Source organism: Bremerella sp. P1, assembly GCF_028748185.1.
Classification (GTDB): domain Bacteria; phylum Planctomycetota; class Planctomycetia; order Pirellulales; family Pirellulaceae; genus Bremerella.
In genome coordinates this window covers 3,182,542-3,199,104 of sequence record NZ_CP118164.1, presented here as the reverse complement: position 1 = coordinate 3,199,104, position 16,563 = coordinate 3,182,542, and the positions used below count along the sequence as shown (strand labels likewise).

13 protein-coding genes are annotated in these 16,563 nt (G+C 54.6%); 2 read left to right on the top strand and 11 right to left on the bottom strand.

Annotation, left to right across the window (positions count from 1 at the left end):
* The first annotated feature begins 248 nt into the window (after positions 1 to 248).
* Complete coding sequence (locus tag PSR63_RS13400) at positions 249 to 2,426, top strand: hypothetical protein (protein WP_274333962.1); 2,178 nt, start codon at positions 249 to 251, stop codon at positions 2,424 to 2,426.
* A gap of 3 nt (positions 2,427 to 2,429) precedes the next feature.
* A complete protein-coding gene (ribD, locus tag PSR63_RS13395; RefSeq protein ID WP_274333961.1) occupies positions 2,430 to 3,542 on the top strand; it encodes a bifunctional diaminohydroxyphosphoribosylaminopyrimidine deaminase/5-amino-6-(5-phosphoribosylamino)uracil reductase RibD in 1,113 nt (370 codons plus the stop codon).
* Here ribD and PSR63_RS13390 read toward each other — a convergent pair.
* The 11 genes from PSR63_RS13390 to PSR63_RS13340 all read right to left on the bottom strand — a co-directional run bounded on the left by PSR63_RS13390 (position 3,539) and on the right by PSR63_RS13340 (position 16,538).
* Positions 3,539 to 4,804 carry a sialidase family protein gene (locus tag PSR63_RS13390; RefSeq protein ID WP_274333960.1) on the bottom strand — a complete coding sequence of 422 codons (1,266 nt, stop codon included), beginning with the start codon at positions 4,802 to 4,804 and terminating at the stop codon, positions 3,539 to 3,541. The two genes, ribD and PSR63_RS13390, sit on opposite strands and share 4 nt — an antisense overlap.
* Before the next feature lie 63 nt (positions 4,805 to 4,867).
* Positions 4,868 to 6,184 (bottom strand): DUF1501 domain-containing protein, encoded by a 1,317-nt coding sequence (locus tag PSR63_RS13385; RefSeq protein WP_274333959.1) that lies wholly within the window; start codon positions 6,182 to 6,184, stop codon positions 4,868 to 4,870.
* Between the two features lie 71 nt (positions 6,185 to 6,255).
* Complete coding sequence (locus tag PSR63_RS13380) at positions 6,256 to 8,397, bottom strand: DUF1549 domain-containing protein (protein ID WP_274333958.1); 2,142 nt, start codon at positions 8,395 to 8,397, stop codon at positions 6,256 to 6,258.
* Positions 8,398 to 8,830: 433 nt separating this feature from the next.
* Complete coding sequence (locus PSR63_RS13375; protein WP_274333957.1) at positions 8,831 to 9,940, bottom strand: PRC-barrel domain-containing protein; 1,110 nt, start codon at positions 9,938 to 9,940, stop codon at positions 8,831 to 8,833.
* Positions 9,941 to 10,285: 345 nt separating this feature from the next.
* On the bottom strand, positions 10,286 to 10,483 hold the full coding sequence (locus PSR63_RS13370; RefSeq protein WP_274333956.1) for a Rho termination factor N-terminal domain-containing protein: 198 nt from the start codon (positions 10,481 to 10,483) through the stop codon (positions 10,286 to 10,288).
* 51 nt (positions 10,484 to 10,534) lie between these two features.
* Positions 10,535 to 10,786 (bottom strand): hypothetical protein, encoded by a 252-nt coding sequence (locus tag PSR63_RS13365; protein WP_274333955.1) that lies wholly within the window; start codon positions 10,784 to 10,786, stop codon positions 10,535 to 10,537.
* Between the two features lie 260 nt (positions 10,787 to 11,046).
* Complete coding sequence (locus PSR63_RS13360) at positions 11,047 to 11,475, bottom strand: hypothetical protein (RefSeq protein ID WP_274333954.1); 429 nt, start codon at positions 11,473 to 11,475, stop codon at positions 11,047 to 11,049.
* A gap of 115 nt (positions 11,476 to 11,590) precedes the next feature.
* Positions 11,591 to 12,295, bottom strand: coding sequence for an AIM24 family protein (locus PSR63_RS13355; protein ID WP_274333953.1), 705 nt, complete (start codon positions 12,293 to 12,295; stop codon positions 11,591 to 11,593).
* Between the two features lie 89 nt (positions 12,296 to 12,384).
* A complete protein-coding gene (locus PSR63_RS13350) occupies positions 12,385 to 13,041 on the bottom strand; it encodes an RNA polymerase sigma factor (protein ID WP_274333952.1) in 657 nt (218 codons plus the stop codon).
* Between the two features lie 153 nt (positions 13,042 to 13,194).
* Positions 13,195 to 14,262, bottom strand: coding sequence for a hypothetical protein (locus PSR63_RS13345; RefSeq protein WP_274333951.1), 1,068 nt, complete (start codon positions 14,260 to 14,262; stop codon positions 13,195 to 13,197).
* Positions 14,263 to 14,483: 221 nt separating this feature from the next.
* Positions 14,484 to 16,538 carry a serine/threonine-protein kinase gene (locus PSR63_RS13340; protein ID WP_274333950.1) on the bottom strand — a complete coding sequence of 685 codons (2,055 nt, stop codon included), beginning with the start codon at positions 16,536 to 16,538 and terminating at the stop codon, positions 14,484 to 14,486.
* Positions 16,539 to 16,563 lie beyond the last annotated feature (25 nt).

The following is a 16,563-nucleotide window of genomic DNA, read 5'->3' as shown; positions in this document are numbered from 1 at the left end:
TGGAGAAAAATGAGAATTGATCTAAGGGACTGGTCAAGAGAAATTCTACTTTACTCGAAGGAACTCAGGGCCTGCAAACTTAGGGGTAAATTCCCGCGTCAGGGATCCCCTGAAAGCCATAAAGCTTCTCGTCAGCAGGACATATATTTGTTACCATCCGAGTTTCCCTGGAAACATCTCCGCCTGACTGGGCGGCTGACGAATACGCAATTGCGAACCATCACGAATACTCACCAACGGAAGTCGGCATGACTATCGACGCTTACGCCTATCCCCCGTGCGGCACCAACAAGAAGATCAAGTTCTATTGCCCGGACATGGTCGCCGATATCGAAAAGATCGAACGCATGCTGCAAGGAGAGCAGCGGGTAGCGTGTCTCGACTTCGTTCGCAAGATGCTGGAAAAGCATCCTGACCACTCGGTGCCGTTGTTCTACAACGCCATCTTGAATCTTCAGCTCTCCGATGAACACAAAGCGGAAGAAGCGGTCAATCTTTTCCTGGAAAAGCATCCTGATAACCCTGCAGCCCATGCCTTGAAGGCCACACTGGAAGCTTCGCTGGGAAAAGGGGACGAAGCGATCGACGAGCTTCAAACGGCCCTCGAAAAAACTGAAGAGCGTCTGCACCCATCGCTGTACGATGCGTTCGGAGCAGTCGGCCAGATGCTTTTGATGACCGGTAAGGTCCTGGGCGCTCGCAGCCACTTCACGCTCCAGTCGAACCTGGCCCCCGACGACGACAACATGCCGATGCAGATGCTGATGCGTCTGAATAATTCCCCAGAGATTCCGATCTTCCTGAAGCAAGATCTATCGCTGGCCGAATGTCCGGCTGACTTCCCACGCAAGGAAGAGTTCAACAAAGCCTTGCAAGATGCCGCCCAAGGATTGTGGCGAAAGGGGCTGCATCAATTCGAGGAGCTCCGCGCCGGTGCCCCTCGTAACCCGGCCATCCTGGAAAACATCGCGGCATTGCAGTTCAGTCTCGGCCAGGACGATGTCGCAGCTAAAACTCTGCACACCTACGCCGTTGCCGAACAGCGTAGCGACTTTGAAGCCGCTACCGAAGCGGAAGCTCTTGCCAAGGCACTCTCGGATCAGGATGAAGAGCAGATCGACGTTGTCAACGCGTCGATGCCCATTCACGAGATGGAACCGCTTCTGGAAAAGCTGCGGGTCGACGAACGCTGCGAACATCTGCCAATCGATCTATCGCAGCTTGGCACCGAAGAATCCCCACCACCACGAGCCGCTTACCTGCTGTTGGACAAGCCGCGTGCGGCATCCGGCGTTGATCTCACGCTGGAAAACGTTTCAAGCGTCCTGGGTGAACTGCTGGTGTTCGGCAAGGAAACGGATCGCCCGGCCCGAACCGAGTTCACCTCCGCCAAGGGACCGCTCTTTGACGAAGCCATCAGCACGCTCAAAGAAATTTGCGGGGACGCAGTCGATCCAACGGTCAGCGAAGACGTTCAAGGCCGCATCTTTGCTCTACAAGACCTGATGAACTGGCAGTGGCGTCTGCCGGATGACACTCCCAACGAAGTCCGCAATCGGTTGATGACTGAAAAGCGTCAGGAAGTCATTCTGGAGAAGTGGGTCAACTTCCCGCTACTCACGCTCAGCGGCAAAACTCCGCTGGAGGCCTCGAAGGATACCGAACTCCGTTTGCCTCTGGCTGCCGAAGTGTTGACTTTGGAGATGGTTGGACAGCAGGAAAAGTGGAAGTTTGACTTCTGCCAACTGCGAGAAAAGCTGAGCCTACCTGGTGCTGGCACGCTGCCTGCCGAGAATCTCGATGTGCTCAACTTGCCGATCACGCGTCTGCATCGCTTGCCGGTTTCCGAGCTTTCGGATGAGGATTTGATTCAAGGGTACGGCCGCAGCGTGATTCGCGGACTGAACAAGGCCGTTGAAATTCTGGCCAACGAATTGCTGGTTCGGGAGTCGCTCAAAGATCAGATCGACCGTTCGCAGCTTTACGGCGAACTGGCACGGACAGCCACCGACAGCGACGAAGCTCTTTCGTTCCTGAAGAAAGCTCAGGAAGAAGCGGCTCAGCAGGGTCGATCCCCTGGCCTGTGGATGGTGGCCGAGCTTTCGATGCGATTTGAACGTCGCGAAATGCAGGAAGCTCAAGTCCTGATGCAAACCTTGATGTCCAAGTACGCCCAGGAACCGCAAACCGCCCAGGCCCTGTTTGGCGTCCTGCAACGCTTCGGATTGATTACGCCGGACGGTCGCATGGCAGGCATGCCAGCGGGTCCTCCACCGCCACCAAGTGGACCGGAAGCAGGGGGCGGCCTTTGGACTCCCGGTGCCCCAGCCGGTCCTCCGCCTCAAGCCGCACCTCCGCAAGGCGCCCCGCCAGCCGCCGGTGGCGAAGAGAAGAAGTCCGGTCTCTGGTTGCCAGGGATGGACTAAACCATGGCAATCGCCGACGACGACCAACGATTCATGCGTCGAGCGTTAGATCTCGCCGAGCAGGGGCGCGGCTTCGTAGAGCCCAACCCCATGGTCGGCTGCGTGATCGTTCAGGACAGTCAAATCATCGGCGAAGGCTTTCATGAAAAGTTTGGCGGCCCGCACGCTGAGGTCAACGCGATTGCCAGCGCAGGCGGTGCTTCGCTTGAAGGGTGCACCGTCTACGTAACCCTGGAGCCATGCTGCCATCACGGCAAGACACCACCATGCACCGACGCTTTGCTTAGGATCAAACCTGCCCGCGTCGTGGTCGCCATGCAAGATCCTTTCCCGAAAGTGCAGGGGGGTGGCATCCAGGGCCTTGCCAGTCGTGGAATTCAAGTTTGCGTTGGTGCCTGCGGCGAAGAGGCGGCTCGCCTGAATGCTCCCTTCATCAAAGTCCATGAAAAAGGCAAGCCGTGGGTGATCGCTAAGTGGGCCATGACGCTCGATGGCAAGCTGGCCACGGCCAGTGGCAGCAGCAAGTGGATCAGCGGAGAAGCGGCTCGAGCCGAAGTGCACCGTATCCGTGGCCTATGCGATGGCGTGATGGTCGGTAGTGGTACGGTGAAGCTTGATGATCCTTTGCTGACAACTCGCCCGCCTGGGCCGCGGACGGCAGCCCGAATTGTTTTCGATAGTCAGGCCACGCTCTCTCCCACCAGCCAATTGATCGAGTCGATTGGCGAATCTCCCGTGATGGTTGCCGTTGCCGAATCGGCTCGTTCGGAACGCCTCGAACGTCTGGATCATGCAGGCTGCGATCTGATCGTTTGCCCAGGGAGCGACCACGCCGAGCGAATGGAGTATTTCCTTGGCCAATTGGCTTCCCGTGGCATGACCAACGTGCTGGTCGAAGGGGGCAGTCAACTGCTTGGCCTACTATGGGATACCCAGCAAATTGACGAAGTCTACGCGTTCATCGCCCCGAAGATCGCAGGTGGCAGCGAAGCGATCAGTCCGATTGGTGGTCGAGGCGTATTGAACATGGAAGAGGCCACCAGCTTGGTGCGGACAGATCTTCGCTCGTACCAGGAAACGATCTGCCTGCACGGGTTTACTGACTTTTCGCTCTAATCCTGGGGATTCAATTTTCCTGGCTTGATAATCGGCTGCTGCAAACGAGAGCCGTCACTGACCAGTTTCCCAGCTCGAATATCGGCCTCGGTGAACTTGGCAAAGAGGATGTGCCCCTTGCTGCCTCGCAGCCAATCGTAAGAAATATAGATCGACCCATCAGGTGCCTGAAAACCATCCGGGTAAGAAACGCCTGCTCGTTCATCAAGCATTAAGCCTCCTTCCCAGGTTTGTCCCTCGTCGTCGGAGAGCCACGCTGTTAGATGACTGCGACCGGTATTCGTGTCGATGGTCTTGCCGTGCTTTACCAACAGCCAGCTACCTGAGGCAAGTTCCCGCAGATGAAATCGAGCCGGAGGGTGCTTTATCTGAGGTGGAAATTCAGGTTCAGACCAAGTAGCACCCATGTCGCTAGAAGTCGTAAGCATCGCACCACGGCGCGTTCTGGCTAGCATCCAGAGCGAACCATCTTTCCGCTCAATCGCGCGATGCTCGAGCCAGTCAGGCTCGGGAAACTTGACGTTACCGCGTCGCGTCCACGTCTCTCCCTGATCGGTCGAGACCAAGATGTTGGCACCGCGAATGGGATCGAGTTCGTGAAAGACGCCAGCCGCGAAGGGGCCGATTCCCTGGCTTTGCAGCAATTGGGCGAATAAGAGCCATTCTCCCTTGGAGTTCACCATGGGCTTGTTCAACATGGAACCATGCCAAATTTGCCGTGGCTTAGTCCAGACTAGCTGCTGGGCCTCGGGATCATCGCAGCGAGTACACCACAGTCCGCCACGTCCGTCGAAGTGATTCATCGTTTGATCGAAGAAGAGCCACAACCTTCCCAGCGGGTCTGTCCATAAATTGCCGACAATCACGCTCCGTGGAATCGGCAGATGACCTTTGCGGCTATCGACGACGAGAACTGGTTCACTCCATGTGCGACCATCGTCGTCGCTCTTGGCGACCAACATGTAAGCCTTCGGACCGTCTTCGCCACCAATCCATGCCGCGAACAAACGACCTTTGCGTGTCCGCTCGATACCGATGGTCATTCCGTAGCTCAAGTTACGGACATGGTACTCTGCCGATGGGTTGGTATTCAGCTGAGGTGGCAATAGCGCGAGATCCGCCACCTTTCGCAGGGTTGCGAGTTCATACTGGCGAGCTTCCTCGGGCGAAGCTTTACCAAGCTCGGCAATCTCATCCGCAGGCAAACGACAAGGAAAGAATATCACACAGAGCAAGACCAACAGCGCATATTCACGCGGCATAATTCACCGATGCATACCATGAGGTGGGATCGAAGCAGAAAGCGATGTGACGCGGGAAGTTAATCAGAATAGTTCATGAATCACTTCGCCACCTTTGACCAGCGCCAATGGCTGATCCTGGTCGGTAACATATTCATCATGCGGATTCATGCCCAATACATGGCAGAAGGTCTGGAAAAGATCCTGGACTTCAACCGGTCGATCGGTGACGTGAACACCTTCCTTATCGGTCTCGCCGATGACTTGTCCCATCTGCACGCCGCCGCCAGACAGGCAGGTAATCCAACCGTCGGAGTAATGCTCGCGACCGCCGTCTGGCTTGAATTTTGGAGTTCGCCCGAACTCGCCCATCCAAACGACCAAGGTATCTTCCAACATGCCGCGTTGTTCAAGATCTCGCAGAAGCATTGCATAGCCCTGGTCAACGCCGTTGGCTAATTTGGGGTTCTCATCCCAACCCTTCTTGTGCGTGTCCCAACCTTGATCGCTGACGTTACCCGTGCTGAAGACTTCGATAAAGCTAACGCCTGTTTCCACGAGACGACGGGCTAACAAGCAAGCCTGGCCGAACTCGTTGCGACCGTAGGCATCTCGCATACTCTCTGATTCATTATCGAGACGAAACGCTTCGAGCTTTGGACTGAGCACAAAACGCTGTGTTTGGTCATAAATCTCTTGCTTCTCAACCACGCGTTGGGCACCGCCGCTCATCGCGAACTGTTCATCGAGACGAGCCGACAAATCTAAACGGCGACGCAAGCGTTCTTCCGGCACCGTCGTCAAAACGTCTTCAGGAAGCGTGCCTGCCTGCTCGATTTTGAACGACTCGTAGCGAGGTCCTAGCACGCCGCTATTGATGTCACGCGTAGTGATTCGCGGCTTGCCAATTCGCACGAATGCTGGCAGGTCATAGGTTGGGTCGAAGCGTTCGCGAGCGACGACACTACCCCACGTCGGATACTGAATCGAAGGATTGATCGGGTAGCCACTCCGCACCAACTTGATGGCGCGAAAGTGATCGCGTTCGCTGCTCTTCATGCTGCGAATCAGCGCGATCTTGTGCATCATCTTGGCCGTCTCCGGCATATACTCGGCGATGTGCACGCCAGGCAGGGACGTCGGAATCGACGTGGCAGGCCCCTGGTACTTTGATCCTATCTTGGGATTGAACGTCTCGAACTGGCTCGGCCCGCCGTCCATCCATAGCAGGATCATCGACTTACCAGTCTTACGCAATTCGTCTGCTCGGGCGATCATCATATCGCGCCACGAAAGCGTCAACGTCCCGGCTGCGGCACCGGTCATGAGTTGCTTGAGGAACCCTCGACGATGCGAAACATGATCTCGTCCGGTTGCCAGATTCCAGAAAGGGCGAATCATTGCGTGTTCCTCTGTATCGTTATCTATCGAGACTCAACGAGTGGACGGCGCCTAGCTGCCGTTCGCTGATCTTACTTGCGTGTGGTGAACTCGGCCGTGTTCAAGAGGGCCCATAGAAGGTCCTCGAAAGCTTCGTTTCGCGAAGCCCCTTCTTGAACAAACTCGTAAGCAATGTCCAACTCTTTGTCGGCTGGGGCACGACCCAGCACGTTGACATAGAGCCGCTGAATGGCCTGACGATCGTCGGGAGTTTCATTGAGCAGCTTGGCCAGCTTCGTCTTTTGATCTTCGCCTGCTTTCACTTGGTCTTGAAGCTGACGATTATTCATCAGGAACATGGCCTGCTGCATCGTTTGCGGACGGAACTGCTTGCCCAGGGATGGATCGTAGCCGAATACGTCGTTCACGATGTCCTTCGTACTTTTAGGCGGAGGCGGGAAACGCATTTCAGCGGTTGGCTTCATCTGCTCTCCTTTCACATTGGGAAGCTCGATGGCCGTTTCCAAGTTCTTGAAGACCACATCGCCGCGCATCTTACGAAGTTCAGCCGAGGCAAGCTGGCCGACGACCTTATCGGAAGAGTCGAGTTGACGCTGATACGCTTTGGTATTGAGGATTAACCGGAACAATGGCTTGGCGTCATATTCGTTCGCGATAAAGTGACCCGCGACGGCATCATGGACCGATGGCAAACTTGGGAAGCCTGCTTCTTCTGAGATCTCGTCGACCGGATCACAGAATGGCTGATCCATCAGTCGTTCCCAGGTGCGATTTACATAGGCTTTGGCGAACAGGGAGTTATCGGGGCTCACAACCCAGTTCGCTAACGTGACTCGGCGGTCGACATCGCTCACGCCTTTCTCCAACTGGTCACCAGCGAAGACGGCAGGCATCATCGTCTTGTTGGTATCTGGCATCTTGTGCTCGCCAGCTTCCTTACTACCAACCTCGATTTCGCCACTATCGTTCCAGGGCAGCTTGGCGTTGGTGCGAACAAAGAACGCCGCCATTTGATGGAAACGTTCCTGGGGAATGTCGACGAACGGGTGGTCGTGGCATTCGGCACATTGAATTTGCGTACCGAGGAAAATACGCGTCGTTTCGCCAGCGAGACGGGATGTACTTGCCTGGTGGAACCCGACGAAGAATGCCGGTGGGTTATTCCCTACCTTCCCGGTTGCGGTCAGGATGCGGTAGGTGATCTCGTCCCAGCCAACGCCCTCGTTCATTTGCTGGGCCATCCAATCCTGGAAGATTTGATAATCCAGGAACGTAAGTTCGGGCTGAGGGATTCGATAACTGAAGACGTCGCTCCAGTACGCTCCCCAGTTAGTACCGAACTCGGGGCTTTCCAGCAAGCGATCAATCAGCAAAGACCGCTTCGCAGGGTTCGTATCGGCGAGAAAGTCTTTGCGTTCCTGCTCAGTTGGAATACGTCCAATCACATCAATGGTGATACGGCGCAAGAATGTCTCGTCGTCGACCGTGTCAGTCGTTTCGGTTAAGTGCGCCTCGCGATCAATCAACTGGTCGAGTTCTTCCGACGTCAACAAACGGGCATCGATATCTTTGGCTCGAACAAATGCTGGAGCGACTTGCTGTTTCGGCTCTTCCTTTTTCGCTGGCTTGGCTTCTGGTTTCTTCGCCGTCAGCTTCTTCCCCACGGCATCGAGTTTGGCTATCTCGTTGGAGGGAACAAAGAGTATCGCGTCGACAATTACGATGCCCTGAGCATCTTTGTCCGAGATCGCGACGACTGCTTCTTTGTCCGTGTCGAAATTGAATTCACCCAGCGGGTGAAACAGTGCTGGCCCCTTCGGGGCTTGCCGTTGATTGACCTTTAACTTGGCATCACCATCGGCATGTTGGATCTCGACCGGAGCGGAAGCAGCACGGTTGCTATTGGCGTTGTACGCCAGGTAGACGCCGTACTTTCCTGAGGTGGGTAGCTTTTGGCGGAAGGTAATCGTCTTGCTGACGGTGGCTTCCTCTCGGCCAGGGACTCCACTGTGCACATAGCCTTCACCAATGTACGGCTTGCTGTGCACCGAAGGCTGCCAAGGGCCCATCAACTGAGCGGCCGTATTATCAAGCAAAATGCCAGGCAGCGGCTTCGTGTCGAGTGAGTCCGCAGCGCATAGAAACGCCGGTGCAAGCAGAAGCAGGGTGATACTCGCGATGCGCATCCGGAAACCGTGTGGTGGCAGCCGCATAGGTTCACTTTCCCATCAACAGAGGTGTGAAGGCATGCGTCCCCGAAGGTAGGGAGACAGGAAGGAACCATTGAGTGTAAGAAAAAAACAAAAGTAAGGTCAATCTAAAAGTGATAGAGATTCTTTAGCATTCACTGTAAGGGGGCATCAGGACCCTTTATCTGGTTGATCATTTGTACTCATGGCGAATTACAACGACTTTAACGGCAAAAGCCCAGAGCCATGGCCCATGACTCCGGGCTTCCGTCGGGGATTGCTCCCCATCGTTCTTCACCATTCGTTTGGCGTAAAAAAGCCAAGCCTTGAGGGAAAGCATTCTAGGAATGTCTCCCCCAAGGCGTTGGCCCAACAACCACTTCGCAAATCCATCTCAGGTGTGGTTAATTCTTACGTCCATGCGATTCGTTCCTCCGCTGAACGTCGGACTTCCTGATTACTCAACATCGACTTCAGCATCGATGCCGTTTCCGGGAGCATCATCATTCACCTCGATGTCTACGCCCGGTGCTTTGATGTCAGCCTCGATGGCCGGACGACTGTCGTCGACCGGGCGGCGATCATCGATCTGGTTCGCCTGGCCATCGAAGTTTCGGTTTGCTTGCTGTGGCCAGTTGCTCTGATCGAATCCTTTTGCCTTTTCCAACGTCTCTGGATTGGCATTAAGAACCAACTGATTGGAGTCTTCCTGAGCGTTGTGCTTCAGACGAAAGTTCGTCCAAGCTACGGCATACAACTTATCGCTGACGCCCGCGAGTCCACCCACTGAAAGAGCCGCGTAGCGGATATCGCCGTTAGACATGTCGACCGTCAGATCGTTGATGGACCCGAGCTTTTCGCTGGCATCATTGACGACAACCATTCCCACCAGATCATCCGCGCGATGGACGGCCATCGAGTTTGCCTGGTCAGCACCATCACGTCGCTTTTCTCGATCAAGATTTACATCGATATCAAAGGGACCGACTTTCACATTTACTCCACCCTCTCGATCTGCGTAATGCTTATCGATGGCTTGGATGAATTCCTGCGAGGCCATATTAGGCCAATTATCGGCATCGAATCCCGGTGCTTTGCGAAGCATCTCTTCATTCAGGTTCAGAAGCAGTACCGCATCTTTGTCTTGGGTCGCAGGACGATGCTCGAAGGCTTCAAACGGAACGGCAAATAGTTTCGAGCCCAGCCCGAGGAAGCCGCCGTAGGCGACCGCAACGTATTTCACGCGGCCTCGATCCGTATCAATTACCAGATCACGAACACTGCCTAGATCTTTACCAGCTTCGTTTTGGATGGTCATTCCTTGAAGCTGGCTCACACGCTGAGCCATGACCATTCTCGAAGCGTTGTCGGCGACGTTGCTATCGGTGTTTGCGTCCACGGAAATGACGGGCTTCTTCACTTCAACTTTGGTCGCTGGCGCATCGACTTCAATCTTCGGTTCCGCGAATGGATCGGCAACTGGATTGTCATCTGCATATGTATATGAGGTGACACTTCCAGCGGCCATCAGGGCAGCAGCAACGACTGCGGGAATAGTGCGTTTCATGAAACCTCTCCTTAAACTGTCCTGGCAGATGATTAACGGGCGCCACTTGCCTCTGCCATATTTCAAGCGACGTGCAAAGGGAAACATCCGACGGGGGCCTGAGCAATTCAAGCGTTACCACGTTATTGCCGGAGCTTTCCAACGAAACTCTAGTTCTGCACGTCCCGTTCCAACTTGGCGCAAACTTTGGTTTTGTGGCGTAACTTGTTGGCAATTCGGCAGATCGCGGCATCGACGGGTTCGTGTTGGATGGTTGCGAAACAAGGGAAGTGGTTCGAACGACAAAAGCCTGGTCGCTGAACAACCAGGCTCTTGAAGTTTCGTGTGATCTTCTGTTCGCATCGATTACCAACGACGGCGAATGACGCAAATGAGCTCTTCTTTATGCATCAGCTTACTACGTCCTCGAATTCCGAGTTGGCTCGCCAGTTCGCGCAGCTCTTTAACGGTGTGGTCTTCGAGACGTTTCTCCGATGTTGCGGTCGAAGATTGATCAGCATCCATCGTGTTAGCTTCCGAGTAGTGAGTCGCAGTGGTTGTCATTTCAAGTTTCCAGCGAGAGTTCGTTTACGGGCGTCAATTTCAAAAATCGCGTTATAAGATCACCCAGATCCGAAGCGCGATGCCGGTCACCATGAGTAGACCAATTGCCATCCAAAAAACGCGGTCTAGCGCCATCGTTTCGCGATGACGGTCGACGGCCTCCTCGGGATGTCGTTCCGAGTGGATCGCATCGACTGGATCATTCACAGGAATCATGAATGAGCCGTCCGGCAAGGGCGGTTGAATCTGGTTCGCTCTCAAGCAAGCGGACTCGGACGTGCGATGCATCTCGAGATTGCTCATGATGACGGGCTCTAGCGCTTTTCTTTGTTCCATTTCCCGACTGAATTGCGGACGCTGCCCACGGAGTCGGTAGTCCGTTTAAGACGGATTTAAGAAACAAATGGAATGCAAGCACTGTGCCAAATCACGGCAAGATCGAGACAAGCTTGCTATGGGGCAAAGAGCACCCTCAAGGTACATAAACGAGACGTACCTGCCTGAGAAAGACGTGCTGAACGGTTCGCAGACGCTCAACTTGAGCGTTCGACATACAGGATTTATTAAGAATCTTCTTTACGAAGACGCCCTACGCTCGACTGAAAATACTTCCGTCGCCGAGTCGACTGGTGTTCTTGATCGGCCTTCTGATCGGCTTCTTCCGATGCTTTGATCAGATCCGCCAAGTTCGCCGCACAGATCCGACAACCGATTTGTTCCAGATGAAACGTGACGTAGTTGGCTTCTTCTTCCGAAGCAACGACCCCCAGAAGATACTGCTGAAGCTGTGGACGCGTGGGACATGTGATGCGATGGCGCCGCCATATCTCGCCCAAGCTATGCACACCGGCATCGCGACGCGAAAGAATCTCTAGCAATCTCTCTTTAAGTTCAGGCTGGTCGCGAATCTGTTCCTCAACCAAGGAAGCTTCCTCGACCGCCAACTCCTCATTCAAGTAGGCTTCCAAATCGGCGTTGGTCAAGGCTCTCATCGTTCTGCTTTCATTCAAAATCAATCGTCGGATTTGTTCCAAATCCAATACGGACCTGGCTGCCGGCGATTTGGACCGGCAGCCATCTTTCACACTTATGGCTAACAATCGGAGGCTAACCTTCGGCGTGATAGACTTCTTCAAACGGCTGAACAACGACAAAACCGTTGCCGACGAATTCCATCTGGAACGATTCACCGCTGGAACGGCCAATCAACGTGCGGAAGGAAATGTCTGTCTTGAAGTTCGGCTGCAGGGTTCCGCTCCAGGCGACCGTTGCATTCGGGTCGGTGTAAACGGGTTGATCTGGCGTCACAACCAGCGTCAGAGGTTCGTAGTGCGTCGTAATAGCAACCATGCCGGTACCACTGAGAGTCATCTGAAACAAACCACCGGCCATCATCGATGAGATTCGCTTCATCATCTTGATGTCCCAGCTGACGCTGTCCTCGAAGGCCAGAATGTCGTTGGCGTTGACCACGATCTCTTGATTCTCCAAGCGAAGAATCTGGATCTTCTTTCCGTAGTCGGCCAGGTAAACCTTGCCGGTCCCTGTAACCTTGGTCAGACGCGCCCCTTCGCCGGTTACCGCTTTCTTGAAGAACCCGCCCAATCCCTTGTCAAACATTCCTTCGCGTTCGAACTTCATGTTGCCAAGATACGAGATCATCGATCCCATCTTGGTCCAGACAAAGTTGCTCTTGAGGTTCACTTCCAGAATCCGCGGGCTTTCCATTTCAAAGAAGCCTTCGCCGCGATCCCGTTGTTGGGTTTGCTCGACAAATTCACGAAGCGTGTATCGGTTTTCTACTGCAGACATTGTTGCTATTTCCCCCACATTCAGGTTTTGAAGAGAAGATTGAAGATTGGAGTCACCGTTTGCCTCGCGACTCTGTCACAGGTGTATCGTTAGGGTGAGTAAAGCTCCGGAAAGACTTCCTCACTCAGCTGTTGATTCTTGACGCTTCCCCGAAGTTTGTTCGTGAAATCGTGTTTGTAATTCGCGACATGCTGCTCGCTGATATTCAGCTTGGCAGCGACGTCTTTATTCGCCCAACCACGCACGAAAAGCAGTTCCATGCATTGGATCTTCACCCAATCGCCACGTTCCTTCCAACGCGCGATCTGCTCTTGAATGGCTTCCACCAGGGCATCTTCTTCCATCCGTCGCCGTTCACCACTTCGCACCAGGCTCGATGCCGGTCGGGCAGGGCCTTCAAGTTCCCAGGTATCGGAGCTTGATTTCCCACCACCAGCTGAACTGAGCGGGAGCGTTGGCCGACGACCTTCACGACGAAGATGATCGGTGAGTTTATACGCACAGATCGCGAAAAGATAGCTTTCCAGGCTTCGGCGACCGTCATAATTGGGCAGACTATTCAGGAAGCCGATGAATGTCTCTTGAACCACGTCCTCGCTATGCGCTCGACGGCGTAGGCGACTCTCGACAAATGCGAGCAAACGCCCCTCGTAGCGGTCGATCAAATCCTGCCAGGCATCTTCCTCACCGTCACGAATGCGGCCAATGAGCAGGGCATCGGTTTCTGATACGCGTGTGGGTGACAAGGGAGTAAAGTTCCTTTCGAAGCCGTGAAAAGGGGTTCGGTCGGCGCGCTACGCGGCGGACCAAATTAGGGAACAAGCCGTGATCGACTGGGTTGTTTCACACCGGCAAAGTCAGTGCCAACCTTTGGTTACGTCAAATTCCGCTTTCCCAAGTTATAGCATGGGAAATGATCGGACGAAAATCACACCTGCGGCAATCAAACCGCACAATGCGGCCACACTGCCGGCAGAGACCAGCCCGGGAGAGACTCGCGAACCTTTACGGGTAAGCGACATTCCAGCATAAAAGATGGACATAAGACCTAAGAGGAACAGGAACGCTGTCCCGATATAGACCACTCGGCTGATGCGCTGCTGGGCATACCAGAATTGGCGAATCTGCTCTTGAATAGCCGGATCAAACTTGAGTAGCGAATGCCATTGCTGCATGACTCCAAAGGATGGCGTCAATTCTTCCTGATACGATTCCGCGGCAACGGTTTCCTTGATCGTGACAAGGTCGTCGCCGATCAGTGCCGGCGCATCTTCGCTGCCCGTTAGTTCGATAGCAAACTGATCAATTGCCTTACTGATCTCCACATCCAATGCATGACGGCAGTCCATTCCCCGGTCATAGGGACCGGAACTCACCGACACGTAATAAGTTTGGTCATGACCCCAATGAGGTTCCTGCTCGACCCAGCTAGGTCGGCCTGGCGGAATGATCTTCGAGGGGTCCAAGTCGAGCTTGCCCGACTTCAGTTGATTGCGAAATTCTTGATAAACCGAACCGGCAAACTGCCCAATCGTTTTGCCTGTCGAGGCGGTTACTTCTTCCGGCGTCATCGTGTAACCGGCTTGCAAATCCGTGGAAGGTCGCAAGGGTTCCTCGATTTCGACAGCTGCTGTCGTGGTGGTCTCGTGGGCACGGGGCCGAATCGCAGTCTCTTTGCGAACCGACATGACATTCGCACGTGTTTTTTGCACGGTCTCGCCATATTCAATTTCGCCGTACGAGCGAACCTCCGTAGGAGAGTCGATTGCCGTTTCAACTCTCGAGACGCCTAGATAGAAGGTTAAGACGCCACCACATAGCAGCAACAGCCCCAACAGGACCGCCGCACCCACTCCGGCAGCGATCGTTCCGCCGTGCTTTCCAGCAGCAGCGATGGCAAGGACCACGACACCTACCAGGCAGGCAAGCAGAAAACCGAGTCCTATAATTGCAACAATACTTAACATGTCAGGTGCTGTTTGTACCATCGGATTCACTTGATCGAGGGGCTAAGCGTTATTCGCCATACCCCATCGATTATTGGCGTCCCCGAGAAAAAATTGCGGCGAACACAACTACGAGACCAAGTACTCCCACCACCAAGACGCCGGCAACAGCCAGCAGCAACATCCAACTCATCGATACGTCCATCATCTTTCATCTCAAGTTCGATTTAAAAAAACGGAGCCTATGGGGCTCCGCTGACGGTCGTCTCCTTCAGTTCCTGTTCGTATCGTCGGCGTTCAGTGTCACGGCGTTCCTGGTTGAGCCAAGGAGCCGAAAGCTGAACCGTTGCGGCCACCGAGCCGACCAACATGATGGCCCACGGCTGCAGGAAGGGCCAGAAGGCCGTGAGAATACCCGCCCAAATGACGAATATGCCCGTGTTCCAAATACTTAGCCAGTTGCTTCGCAGCGGATCGGCCAACTTCCACCAACGAGGCACCAGGAAGACCAGGCCGAAGAAGATCATCAACGATCCGACCGACGACTGCTCACCCATCGCAAACCACGGAATCTGCATATCCATTGCACCCGGGCTGCCTGTGAAGACAAACATAGATCCGAACCAGGCAGCGACGCCCAAGCCGACACCAATCATCATCATGATGATTCTTCGGCGAGCTTGATCACCATTGCGATCTTCCCACGTTTTGGAAGCGACCAGTACCGCCCACGAGGCCAAAATGGTTAGCCCCGTAAAGAACACATACGCTGGTCCAATGGTAAGGAAAGCTGTCTTGGTAAATGCCGCCTCGCCGACCGCGATGGCCAACAGCACGAACGAAACCAAGATGGCGGAGACTCCGCTGGCGATCAGTGATCCCAGCAGTTCGCGAACCTTTTCTCGTGTCGGCCTGGCGGCGATCGCGGCTCGTTCACGATCTTTACGCTTGGGATGCCAAACGGCGTCTTCGGCAGCACGGTGCTTACGCCGCATCGCCTCAGGATGATAACGCCCGCTAGAGCCTTTCGTGTCGGGTGCACCGGTCCCACCAGGGTTCTGGTCCTGCGTCGTATTCACCAGCAGGCGAATAAACAGGTAGGCCATGTAGACGGCACCACCGACAAACGCCAGCGGCACGATGAAGTGCAAGTTAGTCAGAATGCCAAAAGCAATCGCCGCAAGTACGATCACTTTCACCGGCATGCTGGTGTTATTGTGGTTCCACCAACCGCGGAAACGATCGGCCATGCCCGTGACGGCCTGGGCAATCGGTTCGTCGTCGAGAGTCCCCTTGGGGGTTGTTGCCTGGACGTAACCAATCTTCGCTTTCACTTCCGACTGCGGTGCGCTGGCCGACGCTTGGCTGTTGTTGGCGACAGGGCGTGCGGTATCGACCGTCGAAACGTATCCAACGTTTTCTTTCAGACCCAACTGCTGGAGCATTTCCTCCGCACTGCTGGTTCGTTTGTCCGGATCCTTCTCAAGGGCGTTGGAGACGACGCTCCGAAACGGCTCTCCCAGGTTACCCAAATCGGGACTTGCTGTGAGGTGTTTCATGATGATCTCTTGGCTGCTTTCCCCCTCGAAGGGAACGCGGCCGGTGAGCATCTCGAACAGGATAATCCCGAGGGCATAAACGTCGATCTCGCGACCGTAGCGTCCTTTGCCGATCTCAGGCGCCATGTAGTGGAACGTGCCAACGCTTTCCGTCTGACCGCTGCGACGACTCACCGAGATGAACTTGGACAGACCATAGTCGCCAATCTTGACGGTACCCTGGTCGTTGAAAATATTCCCCGGTTTCAGGTCACGGTGAACGATGCCATGGTCATGTAGATAGTTGACGGCGGAGGCGATCGCCTTGAACCATGACAAGGCCTCTTCCCGCGGCATACCATTAGGGTGGCGCTCGACGATATCTTGCAGACTGTCGCCATGGACAAACTCCATGACGATCCAACCCTCGCCGTCTTTGTCATATCGGATGTCGTAGAGCGAGACGAGGTGCGGGTGCTTGAGATTCAAGCAGTGCTTTGCACCACGCATTTCGATTTCGAGATTTCGCTGAATGTGCTTCAGCGCGACTTCTTTGCCCGACTCGGTCGTGGCGTAATAGACTTCACCGAAACCGCCAGCGCCCACGCCCCGCTTGATGGTGTAACCATCCAACGGAGAGGAACCGCTTTTGTAAGTAAACCGCATGGGGCTTTCTTTCGGTTTGGCTAATTTCGCAGGGCCGACTTCATCGTCCCCCGGTTGGTTATCCGGAGTAATGGCGGCTGCCGACTGGTTCATGGTCTAGTCCCTGGCCAACGGATAA